Here is a 15590-nt window from a genome sequence, read left to right on the forward strand (position 1 = left end):
ATTGAGTCATTATTAACAATAAGGAATAAGTATGTCTGCATTATCGGATTTTTTTACCCAGTTAGGCCAAGATGCGCAGTTAATGGAAGACTATAAGCAGAATCCTGAGGCGGTGATGCGTGCCCATGGATTAACTGATGTAGAAATTAACGCTGTAATGACTGGGGATATTGAAAAGCTAAAAGTCTTGAATGGCGACCAAAATTATCAAACCTTTGTTTTAGTTAATCACGGTAATAATTAACTTATCTTGAAACGGTTGCGTTGCGCCCTATTAGCCATCTTTGCTTTGTGTTCGACAGCGTTGATGGCTAACTCTCTCGATTTTGATCAGGCACTCAATGAGCTTGATGTATTACTGCAATCTGATCTTAGCGCAGCGCAGAAAAAACTGGCCGAATATGAGACCGTATTTAGCGGATTAACCCCGACACAAAAAGGCAGACTAAGAATTGACAGAGCCATTAGTTATATTTTTGTCAGTGAATATGCCAAAGCGTTAGACGATTTACATCAGGCCGAAACCTTAATCACAAGTTCTGAGTTATTAGCGTCAGTTTATAGCTATCAAGCCACTGTCTATATAGGGATGCGCGACTATGACAAAGCCTTGTCGGCTGTCGCCAAAGCATTAGCCCTAGTGGTGAATATCGATGATATTACGATTAAACGTCACTCCTATCTAAGAATTGCCAATATTTATTCTGAAATGGATGCTTATAGCGATATGGGCCTCTATGCCAATAAGGTGTTACAACTCGCTCAGGAAACCGATATCCGCGATATTTGCCATGCCAAATTGCTGCGGGCGATTTACTTGCTCGGTGTGAAAAGTCCCGACGCCTTCGATGCCTTCGAAGATAGCCGTCAATATTGTGATGCGAAGCAATTTCCCCTTTTAGCGACTATGTCGATGAAAGGCAAAGGGATGGTTTTGCAGGAGCGGGGTGACTATTTAGACGCGAGAGCGATTTTACTATTAGCGTTAAAAGGGTATGAAGCTTTTCAATTTCAATTAGAAATCAGCCATGTGCATGCACTACTTGCTGAGAATTACTTTGCAACGGGTGAGCTGGTTCAAGCCAAAAGTCACGCAGTTAAAGTGCTCACATTTCCCGATGATAATAGTTATATCGAACATAAGCATATTGCCTACAAAGTGTTTGCCGAGTTGATGGCGGCGGACAAACAATTTGAGCAAGCCTATGAATACTCCAGAAAAGAGCAACATTATAATCAACTGATTTTTGATGAGTCGAAGATGAAAACCCTTGCTTATCAATCGGCTAAGTTTAATGCTGATGAGCAGGCGCGTGAAATCAACTTGCTGAATAAAGAGCGTGAACTTTACATCGCCCAGCAAACGGTAAAAGAGCGTGAGTATACTAATATGCTGATGTTTATCACGATATTAGTTGGCGGGCTGTTTTTCCTCGCGATTTTGTTAGTCGTGGGCAATTTGCAAAAACGGCGTTTTATGCGCATGGCCAGAATGGATGCATTGACGGGCGTGCTTAACCGTGGTGCGGGGCAAGATCTGGGTGAAAATCTGTTTGTGCAAGCCGCTGCCCGAGGGGGCGATTATTGCGTGATTTTATTCGACTTGGACCATTTTAAACGGATTAATGATTCCTACGGCCATGGTACGGGTGACTGGGCGCTGAAAAAAGTCGTGGAAGTATTAAAACCCCATGTCCGCAATGGTGATGTGTTTGCCCGGATTGGCGGCGAAGAATTTGCGTTGTTTTTGCCCTATGCCAATGAGGAAAAGGGGATGGAAGTTGCCGAACAATGCCGTCGACGACTCGAAGCCATTGATACGCATCTCTCGGGGCATAAATTTACTATCACCGCGAGCTTTGGGGTTAGCGGTATGACAAAAGAAGACTTAAGCCTAGACCCTCTGCTGCACCGTGCCGATATGGCGCTGTATGCCGCAAAATCCAATGGTCGTAACAGTGTATTTTGTTATGAGGACGCTTTAGCCTCAGATAAACGCGCCACCAATATTACCAGTCAGTTTGCAAGGCAGTAGGGTACGAGTTGTGTTTTCTGTGTAACTGACTGTTTAGGCTAATGTGACGCGGTTTTCTTCTTTCGCTGTTTCGCTTGTTTCTTGCGTTTTTTCGATGATTTTTAGGCCAATTTTTCACACTTTTTCCTGCCTAACTAGAGTATGATTGCCAGCGGTAGCCGAAGCTTTTTTGCTTATGGCTATACCTATTTTTGCCTTTCGCTAACGTTGTGGAGCCCTAATGGAAGAGTCGAGTCTGCTCACTTCTGTACTGTTATTTTTATTGGCCGCGGTGATTTTTGTGCCCTTGGGCAAACGTTTTGGCGCAGGACCGATTCTGTCTTACCTCGCTGCCGGGGTGATTTTAGGCCCCGGAGGCATGGCGCTGGTGTCTGATCCCGCTGCCGTGCTGCATTTTGCCGAGCTGGGTGTGGTACTGATGTTGTTTGTGCTTGGGCTTGAAATCAATCCGAGCAAGTTATGGGAGCTGCGCAGTGCCATCTTTGGTCTCGGCAGTGGTCAGTTACTGCTTTCTTGGGCGGCAATTGGCGGTTTAGCTTGGGGATTTGGCTTATCCATAGAGGCGGCATTAGTGGTTGGCGCGGCGTTATCATTATCATCGACGGCTTTCGCGGTACAACTGATGAGCGAACATCGACTACTGACCACTCCGCTTGGCCGCGATGCCTTTGGGGTGTTGTTAATGCAAGATCTCGCCGTGATCCCCATGTTGCTATTAACCGCTTACCTTGCACCTAATTCGGCCCAGATTGAGCACCATGCGGTGCCATGGTATTGGACCTGCGTGGCCTTAGTGGGCTTTGTGTTAGTGGGCAAATATCTGTTACCGCGGGTACTTAAGCTTGTTGCCAGCAGCGGGGTTCGTGAGGTGTTAACCGCCTTTGCATTATTGCTGGTGATGGGTAGCGCCGAATTGATGGAGTGGCTAGGGTTGTCGGCAGGTATGGGCGCATTCTTAGCCGGAATTATGTTGGCGAACTCCAGCTACCGGCATCAGCTCGAAACCGATATCGAACCTTTTAAGGGCTTACTGCTTGGGCTGTTTTTTATGGCCGTGGGCATGAGTATGGATCTCAAGCTGTTTTTAACCGATCCCTTACTCATTCTCGCAATTTTGCTGGGCATGCTGCTGATTAAGACTCTCGTGCTGATGCTGCTTGGCCGTTTACGACACCATGCATGGCGTCCGAGTATTGCTCTAGGCCTTATCTTGGCCGAAGGCGGTGAGTTTGCCTTTGTGCTGCTGTCGCAGGCGCAATTATCCAGCATAGTGGATGATAAAATCGCCCAAATCTTAGTGCTCGCCATCGGTTTATCCATGGCAGTCACGCCGATGATTTTCACGCTTTTTAGAGCCACTAAACCTAAGGTGGTGGATACACGTTTGCCCGATACTATTAATGTGACTGAATCTGAGGTGGTGATCGCCGGATTTGGGCGGGTGGGGCAGATCACTGGGCGTATTTTAGCGTCATCGGGTATTCCGTTTGTGGCCTTGGATAAGGATGCCAGCCATGTGGATGTGATCCGCAAATACGGTGGTGAGGTCTATTTTGGCGATGCCAGACGTTTAGATATGTTGATGTCGGCGGGGATTGCACGTTCGCGCCTGTTGCTGCTGGCCGTTGATAATGTTGAGGATTCGATTGAAATTGCCCAGCAGGTGAAAACCCATTTCCCCCATATCAATATCGTTGCTCGGGCGCGGGACCGTAACCATGCCTATCGATTAATGAGTCTTGGGGTGACCGATGTGTTCCGTGAAACCTTTGGTTCGGCTTTATCCGCTAGTGAGAAGATTTTGCAGGGCTTAGGTTTATCGCAGGTGCAAGCCAATGAACGGGTGAAGATTTTTGCCGAGCACGATAAAAAGCTGGTGATAGCCAGCTCGGCCCATCAACATGATTTAGCCAAGCTCCTTGATTTATCCAATAAAGGAAAAGCTGAGTTGGAGTCGCTGATGCGTGGCGACCGGGAGAATGTCAGTTAAGTCAGCTGGCTAAAACAAACAAGAGAGCCGATGGGCTCTCTTGTTGTTTATGGGCTTAAGGAAAATGCTTAGAAACTGTAGCTATATTGCAGCTTCACATTACGCTCTTCGCCTGGCATACCACCGAGGAACATGGCCTTACTGTAATAGTCTTTATTGAATATGTTGTTGATATTCAATTGTAACTTCCAGGAGTCGGTGGCGTAGCTGATGGCTGAATCGACTAAGGTGTAGCTAGGCACATAACCATCAGGGATACCGAATGAGCTTGAGTGCGTGCTTCTATCATCCACATACTTGGCACCTAAACTCAGCTCAATAGGGCTTGAGAAGGCAAACCAGTCTGCACCATAGGTTACCCAAGCACTGGCGGTCACATAGGGCACACCTTTTTGACGGCTGTCGTAGTTGGCTTTGTCGTTCGGGTTTTGTTTATCCCTCGCATCCTGATACATGCCGTTCAGGTTGATGCGCCAGTTATCGTTTAGGTGGGCATTGAGATCCAACTCGACCCCTTGGGTATCTTCGCTGCCATCGTAAAAGTACACCGGCACCTCGGCACCTGACACACCAGCGTTATAGTCGGGGTTGGTGTAAGGCACATTTGTGCGTGAGCTTTTAAAGAACACCAGTGATGCTAGCATCTGATCGTCAAAGGCTTTAAAGCGCATACCGAGATCGTTACTGACAGATTCTGAGTCTTCGCGGTCGGTATTTTCCCCAGTGATAGAACCTAAAATGCTATAGGCGGTGCGGCCCTTTGAGTGATTGACGAAAAATGATAAATCGTCAATGGGCATATAAGTTAAGCCCAAGTTGTAGGTGGCACCGTTATCTTTGCTATCTTCCTCTGGAGTGGGGCTCGCTTGACTCGCGCTGTAGCGCTCATCCACACCTAAGTGCTCATAGCTCTGTTTGATTTCGTTAAAGGCCACGCCAACACGGGTGGTAAAGCCATAACCTAAATAACCCACATGTTGCACGCCTAAGCCCCAAGCGCTGACTTTTTTGTTGTAGTTGGCGGTTTTGAGCGGATCGTAGTCGGCAAATTTACCCGTTCCCCAGTTTGGATTGCGGATATCGTAAATGTACGGTAGCGAACCACGGTAAATCACTTCACCTTGTTTGTTTTTAATGACTTGATCCGCATCGTAAATCGAGAATTGCTCGAGGCGAATATCGCGGTCTTCGTAGTTAGCATTCACCAGCAATTCGTTGTCGATATTGCCGATTTGGAAGTCGTAACGTAGATCGGCAAAATACTGCCACGAGGTTTCTTCGGCATCGAGCTGGCGGTATTCCTGACGTCTGGCGGCAAAGGGATAGAGCACACCATTTTCAACCAGTGGCGCGCGGGGATCTTCGTTAATCACATCAGTCGGTACGCCGCCAATCTTGATTTTGCGCTTCCAGTACACATAGTTGTAAGCGCCAGTTTGACGAGCAAAACCTGTGGTGTAGTCGCGATATTGCAACTGCTGGTTGAGGAACAGATTATCGGTAAAGTAGATATTGTGGGTCAGCTTGAATCTCAGCTCTTCACCTTCGTTATCTTTTGCCATGGGAGAAATTAATCCCGCGTCACCGAAGGAATAGGGAGTTAAGCCATCACCACTGGCGAGTGATGCCGCCAATTGCTGACGCTGCTCGTCGGTTAGCTGTATGCCTTGACCCTTAGGATCGTTAATCAAATCTTGCCAAGTGACTTCGCCCGCGGTTTTACCGCCGACAGAATCGGCATTGTAGATACGGATTGGATGGCCGATGGAGTCAACGGCAATGGCGTCTTTGATATACGCACCTGATAGCATCAGATCTTGGCTATCACTTAATACCCACTTGAGTGAGCCGAACACTTCATCACGGTCGGCGCCTAAATCACGGTAACCTTCACTGCGGGCAGTTTTGGCAACTAAGCGATAAGCAAGATCATCTGTGATTCCACCCGTGCTATCGATGGCGAGCGAGTAGGTCTCCCATTGGCCAACTTCAGTGGTGATTTTGTGTTTGGATTCAAATTGCGGTTTCTTTTCAATCAGGTTGATCACGCCGCCCGCGCTGCCCATGCCGTAGAGTCCAGTAGCAGGCCCTTTTAAAACCTCAACGGATTCCACATTGGTTAGGGAGCGAGTGGGGTTAAAGGTATTGCCAAGGCCGGCACCGCCATACATGCCGTCATAGGTGTAGTTTGCGCCAAGACCGCGAATAACCAAGTTATCCCCAATGCCGTAGTTATTGCCTGCTTGAGTCACCCCACTGATATTGCGGATCAAGTCCTGCAGATTATCGACTCCTTGGCTGTTAATCAGCTCTTGGTCAATGATAACAACCGCCGCAGGGGTTTCCATTAAGGACATATCTGACTTAGTCGCCAGCCCTGAGTTTTTCACCACAGAGTTTTGTCTGCCGTATACCGTTATGCGTTCGACGTTTTCATCGCGAGCGGAAGGTGTGTTATCGGCGTAGGCTGTGTGTGGTAAAGCACTGAGGCAGGCGAGTGCAATAAGTGATAAGCGAAATACAGGCTGTAATACTGGCATTGAAAGTCCCCCAATCAGAAAGGTCGCGAATGATAATGATTTTCATCTACTTTGCAACCCCTTGTTTGGCGCTTAAAAGACCATGAACCTTGGTTATCTTTACATACGAAATACGGTTAACTGCGTTGGGGATAAAGACCTTCACTATCACCTGTTGCCCTCATTTGAAGCAACACAGGGTCAGAATTCTAATTTGTTTCATTTTTTTTATAAAAAAGTGATTTATTTTTTGGGTTAACCATATCGACTCGGGTTTTTGATCGAGAAACATAACCCGTGATCCCTGTCACTCTCTCCCTATTTATTTGACTGTTTACGTAAACGTAATAGTTAAACGAGTGTTTAAATTTTTATTCTGTTTCTATTTTGTTAATTGCTTGGTTTTGTTGATTTTTACCGCTTTCCTCCGGGTGGAGTTCAAAACGCGCACAGGTTTCTACTTAGGTCGAATAGGTCAAAAATGCTGTATATTTAAATTTTCAATTGGTAATTAAATTACGTGTAAAATTACAATGAGCTTTGAGTGGTAAAGTTGTCTGACAAATTTCACGATAAGAAAAAACTCATTTAGCTTAAATTTTTAAAGTTGTTGTTTATCAGTCATTTGAGTTGCATTCTTTGTCTTGGTCAGACCAATTTTGAGAGGTTTTTTGGTCAAGTTATTGAGCGGTTATGGCACTTTTGGATAGTTGCAAATACAAATGTTTGTCTGTAAGTTTTGGTTCTAAACGAACATTTGAATGTTTTTAGGTGAATGTTTGTACATGTTACTCATGTCTTTGCTGGTAACGAGTCGTAAACGAGCAAAAGGTTAGCCTCTTGGGAGGGCGAGAAGATGACGGAACACACTTTAGGTGAACAGCAATTGAATTCGACACAGAATAAGGCCACTGCGAATGGCACTCTGGCCTTAGTGGGAAATACCATACCAGGGCAGGAGGTGATTTTTACCGAAGGCGCGCTGGCGTTGCTTGAGTCACTTTGCCGTGAATTTGCGACAGAAGTGCCCACCTTACTCGCCAAACGTAAAGATAGACAGGCGCGTATCGATAAAGGGGCTTTGCCTGACTTTTTGCCTGAGACTCGCGCTATTCGTGACGGTGCATGGAAGATCCGTGGCATTCCGAATGACTTACTCGACCGCCGTGTCGAAATCACCGGACCAGTTGAACGTAAGATGGTGATCAATGCACTCAATGCCAATGCCAAAGTGTTTATGGCGGATTTTGAAGACTCCTTAGCACCGAGCTGGCAGAAAGTGGTTGAAGGTCAGATTAACCTGCGTGATGCCGTGCGCGGTGAGATTGAATACACAGCGCCAGAAACCGGTAAACACTACAAGTTAGGCCCAAATCCTGCAGTATTAATCTGCCGTGTGCGTGGCCTGCACTTAAAAGAGAAGCACGTTGAATTTAACCAGCTGTCCATTCCCGGCGCGTTATTCGACTTTGCGATGTACTTTTATCATAACTATCGCCAATTGCTGGCGAAGGGCAGTGGTCCTTACTTCTATATTCCTAAACTCGAGAGCCATATTGAAGCGCGTTGGTGGGCAAAAGTGTTTGCTTTTGTTGAAGAAAGATTCTGCCTGCAGCCTGGCACAATCAAATGTACCTGTTTGATTGAGACCTTACCCGCGGTGTTTGAAATGGACGAAATTCTCTATGAGTTACGCTCAAACATTGTCGCGCTGAACTGTGGTCGTTGGGACTATATCTTCAGCTATATCAAAACATTAAAGCGTCATAGTGACCGTGTATTACCGGACCGCCAAGCGGTGACCATGGATACGCCTTTCTTAAGCGCCTATTCAAGACTGCTGATCAAAACCTGCCATAAACGTGGCGCACTGGCGATGGGCGGCATGGCAGCCTTTATTCCAGCGAAGGATCCCGCTCAGAACGAAACCGTGTTGCAACGAGTGCGTAAGGACAAAGAGCTTGAGGCTCGTAATGGTCACGATGGTACTTGGGTCGCTCACCCTGGTCTTGCGGATACGGCGATGGGGATCTTTAACGAATACATAGGCCAAGATCATCAAAACCAATTGCATATCACCCGTGATGTGGATGCACCGATTCTCGCCGCAGAGTTATTAAAACCCTGTGATGGCGAGCGTACTGAACAAGGGATGCGCCTGAATATTCGCATCGCACTGCAATACCTTGAGGCGTGGATCTGTGGCAACGGTTGCGTGCCGATTTACGGATTAATGGAAGATGCGGCAACGGCGGAAATCTCCCGCGCCTCGATTTGGCAATGGATCCAACATGGCAAGTCACTCTCAAACGGCAAACCCGTCACTAAACAATTGTTTAAGGACATGCTGGTGGAAGAGTTAGCGAATGTGAAAAAAGAAGTGGGCGGTGACAGATTCACCCACGGCAAATTTACTCAAGCGGCGGTATTGCTTGAGGATATTACCACTTCGGATGAGTTGGTCGATTTCTTAACCTTACCCGGTTACGAGATGCTAACGGCTTAATGATTAGCGTTTTAATGCTGTAACACTGAATGCGTTTACATGGAATGCGTTATGGCGGTCAAGCCGCCAATTAAACCAATGGGCAGGGTGAGGCTGTGGGGCAGCTTCACTTGCTACAACATCACAGAGAAAGGAGTGACACTATGACTAAGGCAACACAGACTTCACGTCAGGCACAGATTGACGCGATCAAAAAAGATTGGGCTGAGAATCCACGTTGGAAAAACGTGCGTCGCCCATACACTGCAGAGGAAGTTGTGGCACTTCGTGGTTCTATCGTACCCGAAAACACCATTGCTAAACGCGGTGCCGCTAAACTGTGGGATTTAGTCAACGGTGGCGCAAAAAAAGGTTATGTGAACTCGTTAGGTGCACTGACTGGCGGCCAAGCGGTACAACAGGCGAAAGCCGGTATCGAAGCAATTTACCTGTCTGGTTGGCAAGTGGCGGCCGACGCTAACTTAGCGGGCACTATGTACCCAGACCAATCTTTATACCCAGCAAATTCAGTACCTGCTGTCGTTGCTCGTATTAACAACTCTTTCCGCCGTGCAGACCAAATTCAGTGGAGCAATGGTGTTAATCCGGAAGAAGAAAACTTTGTCGATTACTTCCTGCCGATTATTGCCGATGCGGAAGCGGGTTTTGGTGGCGTACTGAATGCGTTCGAGTTGATGAAGTCGATGATCGACGCTGGCGCCGCCGGTGTGCACTTTGAAGACCAATTGGCCTCAGTGAAAAAGTGCGGCCATATGGGCGGTAAAGTATTAGTGCCGACCCAAGAAGCGGTACAAAAGTTAGTTGCAGCGCGCCTTGCAGCCGACGTGAGCGGTGTTGAAACCTTAGTTATCGCTCGTACCGATGCGAACGCAGCTGATTTATTGACCTCTGATTGCGACCCATACGATCGTGACTTCGTGACTGGCGAGCGCACCAGTGAAGGTTTCTACCGCGTGAAAGCGGGTCTGGACCAAGCGATTTCTCGCGGTCTTGCCTACGCACCTTATGCGGATTTAATTTGGTGTGAAACCGCTAAGCCTGACTTAGAAGAAGCCCGCCGCTTTGCTGAGGCAATCCATGCTCAGTACCCAGACCAATTACTGGCCTACAACTGTTCACCTTCGTTCAACTGGAAGAAAAACTTGGACGACGCGACGATTGCGCGCTTCCAACAAGAGCTGTCGGACATGGGCTACAAGTACCAGTTCATCACTTTAGCGGGTATCCATAACATGTGGTACAACATGTTTGACCTGGCTTACGACTACGCTCGTGGTGAAGGTATGAAGCATTATGTCGAGAAAGTTCAAGAAGTTGAGTTTGCTGCAGCGAAGAAAGGCTACACCTTCGTCGCGCATCAACAGGAAGTGGGTACTGGTTACTTCGACCAAGTCACCACAGTGATCCAAGGCGGTCATTCATCGGTGACTGCACTGACTGGCTCGACCGAAGAAGAGCAGTTTTAAGCGAAGTCTGTTGTATCGTGAATAGGTTCTACCCGTAAGATGTTGTACCCGTAAACCCTGTGTTTAGCTGCATTGCAGCTGTTGTCCCCCGTGCAGTTCGCCTACATGTGCTGCACGGGTTTTTAAGTCAAACCTTGTGACTTAACTTCCTACCCAGTCAATACATTGCTTGCCTGAGCTTGGCGACTCTTTGAGTCGCTATTTTTTATCTAATTGATTATTCTGGTGCAACTCTGACTCGAGTTGGTGCAAATTTTTAACCGTTTTACAATAACTTAATTCTATCTCATTGTTATTCAATGGCTATTTATCTTGGCCTAAATAATGCTGTGAATTGACGGTAAAACTTGGCATTCATAGAGAGGTCACCGTCATGAAATATTACAGTCGTCGTTTAGTCAAACCTGAACATTTAAATCCTGCAAATACCCTATTTGGCGGCCAGTTATTGAGTTGGATTGACGAGGAGGCGGCCATATTTGCTGCGTGCCAGATGAAGAGCAGCAGCCATGTGACTAAGTTGATTTCTGAGATCAATTTTATGACGCCAGCGCGCCAAGGGGATGTGTTGGAATTTGGCTTGGAGCTTGTCAGCCTTGGCCACAGTTCCATTACGGTTAGTTGCCAAGTGCGTAATAAGATGACGCAAGCGCCTGTAGTCAGTATCGATAAGATGGTGTTTGTGAATGTGAATGCACAGGGGTTACCCGTGCCCCATGGTATTCGTGCCAATGCGGCCTAGGGGTTGAGACCCGATAAAGCAGAGTGACGCATGGGCGTCACTCCGAATCTTCTGTCAGTTCTTCTTTGACCGATTTCACCGCATCCCGTGAGGCATGACCTATGGCTTTGGTGGTGTCGCGGGTGGCGTGGCCAATCTCTTTGGTGGTGTCGCGAGTGGCATGACCAATCTCTTTCGTCACATCTTTAGTGGTGGTGCCTATGGCGCGACCCGCATCCTTTAAATCGGCGCAGGCAGTGGTGGCCAGTAGCAGTGGTAATATTATGAGCGTGGCTTTTTTCATTGTACTCATCCTGAAAACTAACGGTTGTTAAGCAAGATACCAAATACTGCTGTACCGCGCCTTAATAATCTGAAAATCCAATCATCGAACCCCAATCTTTTGAGCCCAATTTTGGGAGTAGGGATAATGCATAAGTTTGCTTGAGTGAAGCTTAAATGTCTCTGGCTCAAGATAACGAGGCGGCGGATTAACGACGGTTTAAGAATGGTTTGATTAACAAGGTTAAAACAAAATGCCAGAGTATTAACTCTGGCATTGTTGCTATTTCACTTAGCGATTAATCGCTTGTGTGATACGTCACTCTCAAGCAAAGCACTATGAGGCTTGGTCAAGTTTAGCTAAACGCTGCTGATAGTCATCAATCAGGTGCTGCATAATTTCTTCTGGCGCAGCCTCGTCACAGCAGGTATCGAGGAAGATTTTAAAGGTGACGAGCGCGTGACCATCATTTTTAAGCCTATCACTTTGCATGGAGAAGTAGGCTTCTTCATTGTCGGCTTTACGGACAACAAACTTACTGGTTTCGAAGGATTTACTGCCTGAGAGTTCGTGCCATTTGGTGATACGGTTTAAGGCAATTTCACTGGATTGATTTAATTCGATGTGGTTTAACCAACTCACTGGATGTTCGGGATCTTTGTAATGCGGACATCTAACTGTGTAGTTATATACATGAGTAATTGCTGTCATAGCGTACCTACCTGTTGAGGATGTTGCTGCCATCATAGGCATCGTTTTTGAATTCGGTCAATCATTAATTGCGCTGATATCGTCCGAGTTAAATCACAGTTTTTACAAGTGTTTTTATATAAAAATGAGTCGGTTAATTCATTTCTATTCAGTGTTATTTAGCATGAGTTTTTAACGAATATCTATGTGCTATCTCTCAGTTTTGCACTCAAATTCGTTTTTGCTTAATTACTGCGCAATAAAGCAGCAAATAAGCAACAGGATCTACATGGTGCTGTGAGTCATTAAACAGTAGCAAATTATTGGGGAGGTGTAGGGGCGGGCGCTAAAAGGGACAGAGGCCCATTCCTTAGAATGGGCCTCTGAGCTGGCTTCATCTTTTGCAGGGAAAAAGCGAACTGGAGCCAGTCTAGCGGATTTGTAACAGCATGTAACCCACCAAGATCACGTTTTTACGCTATTGGAGCGATTTTTCGATCTATGGGATCCCAACTGTCGAAGATTAAGGCGCTACGGCGGTTTTTTACATAATGGCGTAGTGAAAAATTGGTTGGAACAGCCCAAAAGAAAGGCCCAAACAAGATCCCTTGTTTGGGCCGATTCTCATGTCGTTAGCTTGCGCTAGCCGAACAACATCCTGTCAATTGGCGCGCGACAGACGGCATTAATGCGAATGCTCTATAACGCGGGTTTATAACGCGTTAGTGAAGATCTGGCAGATCTCTTCATGGGTTGCCTGTTTAGGGTTAGTGAAACCACAGGCATCCTTTAAGGCGTTTTCGGCCAGCGTTGGAATATCTTCCGCTTTAACCCCGAGTAACGTCAGGTTTTCTGGAATGTTTACCGCAACGGATAGGGCCTTAATCGCGGCGATCGCCGCCGCAGCACCTTGTTCATCGGTCATATTGGCTACATCGACACCCATCGCCTTCGCAATATCTTTTAAGCGATCTGGTACCACTTTGGCGTTGTATTCTTGCACATGGGGTAATAACAAGGCGTTACATACACCGTGGGGCAGATCGTAGAAACCGCCTAATTGGTGCGCCATCGCATGCACATAACCTAAGCTGGCGTTGTTGAAGGCCATACCCGCTAAGAATTGCGCATAGGCCATCTGCTCACGGGCTTCAATATCTTGGCCTTGTTTTACCGCATTCACTAAGTTGCCTTGGATAAGTTCAATGGCTTTAATGGCGCAGGCATCGGTGATTGGGTTCGCAGCGATAGACACATAGGCTTCAACCGCGTGGGTTAGCGCGTCCATACCTGTTGCAGCTGTGAGGCTAGCTGGTTTTTTCAGCATCAGCTCAGGGTCATTCACAGAGAGTAATGGGGTGGTGTGTTTATCGACAATTGCCATTTTGATATGGCGAGCTTCGTCAGTGATGATACAAAAACGGGTCATTTCACTGGCGGTGCCAGCGGTAGTGTTAATGGCCACTAATGGCAGTTGTGGCTTAGCGGATTGGTCTAACCCTTCATAGTCTTTGATACTGCCGCCGTTGGTGGCAACTAGGGCGATACCCTTAGCGCAATCGTGGGGGGAGCCACCGCCTAATGAAATCACAAAATCACATTGATTGGCTTTTAATAGCGCAAGACCGGCTTCGACGTTACCGACGGTTGGGTTGGGTTGCACGCCATCGAACACGGTTGAAGTAATGCCGTTTTGACCGAGTTTTTCGGCCACTTCACCAACCAGACCAATCTTGACAAGAGGTTTATCCGTCACGATTAACGCGCGTTTAAAGCCTAAGGTTTTGATATCTCCGATAGCGTCATCGACGGCGCCTTTGCCTAATACGTTGACGGAAGGGATAAAAAATTTAGCAGCCATAAGTCCACCTATTTGCTTGTAAATTAAATTTGTTTCTTTCTGGTGACCAAGCTACCAATTTAGGGGTATGCAAGATGTGATCTAGATCGGCTTAGGCAGTTTATTGGGGTGAAATTCCCACTAAAGTTGGAACTAGATAACTAAATAATGAACTTTTATGACAGGGATCAGGCTTGATATACGCTATGTTTTTTAAGGTTTTTTTCAGCTTATGCTTGTTTAGTTATCCTAGGACGAATGTGCGATAAAATTGCCCACCGAGGTGAGTTGTGGCTGAGTTTCTGGTAAGGTGCGGCCGTTGGGTTGATGAGGAGCACGCGAAGCACGATGGAAAAATACGAACAACTGCTGATTTCACTGCGCAGGGTGATCCGCGCTATCGACATTCATTCCCGGCAACTCAATAAACATTCAGGCCTGACGGGGCCGCAGTTAATGGTGATGCAGAAAATTGCCCAGCTCGGCGCTCCCTTAGCCAAACAGGTGGCCGAAGAAATCACCCTCAGCCCTGCCACTGTGACGACAATTATTGATAGGCTTGAAGGGCGGGGATTAGTGATCCGCAAACGCAGCGAGTCCGATAAGCGCAAGGTGCATTTACATTTAAGTGAGGCGGGGCGGGCATTATTGCAAGAGTCTCCTAAACCACTTCAAGAGCATTTTATAAAGCAATATCAAAATCTTGAAGAGTGGGAGCAGAGTCAGTTGCTCTCATCGGTGGAGCGTATTGCCGCAATGATGGACGCCGATAAAATTGATGCCGCGCCTATGCTGTTGGTGGGTAAAATTCAAGGGGACGAATAATCCCCTTTCGGTGCTAAATAATACAAAAGCACTGTATCTACAGTGCTTTGTTATTTTTGCTAGGCGGCGGGGCAGGTCGTTTCCGTCACGCTATTGATCAAAATTTCATTCACTGGTGTGTCGCTAAAACCGTTGCTGGTTTTGGTCGGCACAATGCTTATCTGATCGACCACATCCATTCCTTCGACGACTTTACCAAACACGGCATAACCATAGCTGCTCGCCGAAGCATCGAGCTGCGGATTATCTAACACATTAATAAAGAACTGTGATGTTGCGGAGTCTGGCACTGTGGTACGCGCCATCGCGATAGTGCCGCGTTTGTTGCTGATGCCGACGGCGGCCTCGTTTTTAATCGGCGCGCTGGTCGGCTTGCTTTGTAATCCCGTGGTGAAACCACCGCCTTGGATCACAAAGTTATTGATGGTTCTGTGGAATAAAGTGCCGTTATAGAATGACTTATCGACATATTGTTTAAAGTTCTTACCCGTGATCGGCATATTGGTGAGGTCGATGGCTAAGGTCAAATCCCCCTTAGTAGTGCTCATTAAATAACAGACATCGGCGCTTAAGTTCGGTGGGGTTGGATCGGGAGTTGGGATCGTTGGTGTTAATTCATCGTCGCCACTGCCGCCGCAGGCGCCAAGGGCTAAGCTCAAACTGCTGGCGAGTAAAAGTCCCGTGATTCTTTTCATATCAATTTCCTTATTTTGCG

General features: G+C 47.0%; 12 protein-coding genes. 7 read left to right on the top strand and 5 right to left on the bottom strand.

Annotated elements, in window-relative coordinates; genetic code table 11:
- Nucleotides 1-31 precede the first annotated feature (31 nt).
- The 3 genes from B5P39_RS04115 to B5P39_RS04125 all read left to right on the top strand — a co-directional run bounded on the left by B5P39_RS04115 (nt 32) and on the right by B5P39_RS04125 (nt 4025).
- The gene (locus B5P39_RS04115; protein WP_088210568.1) at nt 32-244 is read left to right on the top strand and encodes a hypothetical protein; all 213 of its coding nucleotides are present in this window, start codon (nt 32-34) and stop codon (nt 242-244) included.
- Between the two features lie 63 nt (nt 245-307).
- The gene (locus tag B5P39_RS04120) at nt 308-2035 is read left to right on the top strand and encodes a tetratricopeptide repeat-containing diguanylate cyclase (protein WP_088210569.1); all 1728 of its coding nucleotides are present in this window, start codon (nt 308-310) and stop codon (nt 2033-2035) included.
- A 220-nt stretch (nt 2036-2255) separates the two neighbouring features.
- Entirely contained in the window at nt 2256-4025 is a 1770-nt protein-coding gene (locus tag B5P39_RS04125) for a monovalent cation:proton antiporter-2 (CPA2) family protein (protein ID WP_088210570.1), read from the top strand.
- 68 nt (nt 4026-4093) lie between these two features.
- Here B5P39_RS04125 and B5P39_RS04130 read toward each other — a convergent pair whose 3' ends face one another.
- A complete protein-coding gene (locus tag B5P39_RS04130) occupies nt 4094-6565 on the bottom strand; it encodes a TonB-dependent receptor (protein ID WP_088210571.1) in 2472 nt (823 codons plus the stop codon).
- Nucleotides 6566-7400: 835 nt separating this feature from the next.
- Here B5P39_RS04130 and aceB point away from each other — a divergent pair.
- From aceB to B5P39_RS04145, 3 genes are all read left to right on the top strand, one after another.
- Nucleotides 7401-9050, top strand: a complete 1650-nt coding sequence (gene aceB / locus B5P39_RS04135) for a malate synthase A (protein WP_088210572.1) — start codon at nt 7401-7403, stop codon at nt 9048-9050.
- A 143-nt stretch (nt 9051-9193) separates the two neighbouring features.
- Nucleotides 9194-10516, top strand: a complete 1323-nt coding sequence (aceA, locus tag B5P39_RS04140; protein WP_086904378.1) for an isocitrate lyase — start codon at nt 9194-9196, stop codon at nt 10514-10516.
- 373 nt (nt 10517-10889) lie between these two features.
- Nucleotides 10890-11258: an acyl-CoA thioesterase gene (locus B5P39_RS04145; RefSeq protein WP_011623516.1), complete on the top strand. Its 369-nt coding sequence runs from the start codon at nt 10890-10892 to the stop codon at nt 11256-11258.
- A gap of 37 nt (nt 11259-11295) precedes the next feature.
- Here B5P39_RS04145 and B5P39_RS04150 read toward each other — a convergent pair whose 3' ends face one another.
- The 3 genes from B5P39_RS04150 to yiaY form a co-directional block, all read right to left on the bottom strand.
- A complete protein-coding gene (locus B5P39_RS04150) occupies nt 11296-11541 on the bottom strand; it encodes a hypothetical protein (protein ID WP_011717801.1) in 246 nt (81 codons plus the stop codon).
- Nucleotides 11542-11856: 315 nt separating this feature from the next.
- Complete coding sequence (locus B5P39_RS04155; protein ID WP_011717800.1) at nt 11857-12231, bottom strand: hypothetical protein; 375 nt, start codon at nt 12229-12231, stop codon at nt 11857-11859.
- Between the two features lie 691 nt (nt 12232-12922).
- Nucleotides 12923-14071, bottom strand: coding sequence for an L-threonine dehydrogenase (gene yiaY / locus B5P39_RS04160; protein WP_088210573.1), 1149 nt, complete (start codon nt 14069-14071; stop codon nt 12923-12925).
- Nucleotides 14072-14398: 327 nt separating this feature from the next.
- On the opposite strand from yiaY, the gene B5P39_RS04165 reads away from it, so the two are divergent.
- A complete protein-coding gene (locus B5P39_RS04165) occupies nt 14399-14875 on the top strand; it encodes a MarR family winged helix-turn-helix transcriptional regulator (RefSeq protein WP_041408827.1) in 477 nt (158 codons plus the stop codon).
- A 59-nt stretch (nt 14876-14934) separates the two neighbouring features.
- Here B5P39_RS04165 and B5P39_RS04170 read toward each other — a convergent pair whose 3' ends face one another.
- Entirely contained in the window at nt 14935-15570 is a 636-nt protein-coding gene (locus B5P39_RS04170; RefSeq protein WP_088210574.1) for a peptidylprolyl isomerase, read from the bottom strand.
- Nucleotides 15571-15590 lie beyond the last annotated feature (20 nt).

The sequence above is a fragment of the Shewanella sp. Shew256 genome (assembly GCF_002196695.1).
Classification (GTDB): Bacteria; Pseudomonadota; Gammaproteobacteria; order Enterobacterales; family Shewanellaceae; genus Shewanella; species Shewanella mangrovisoli.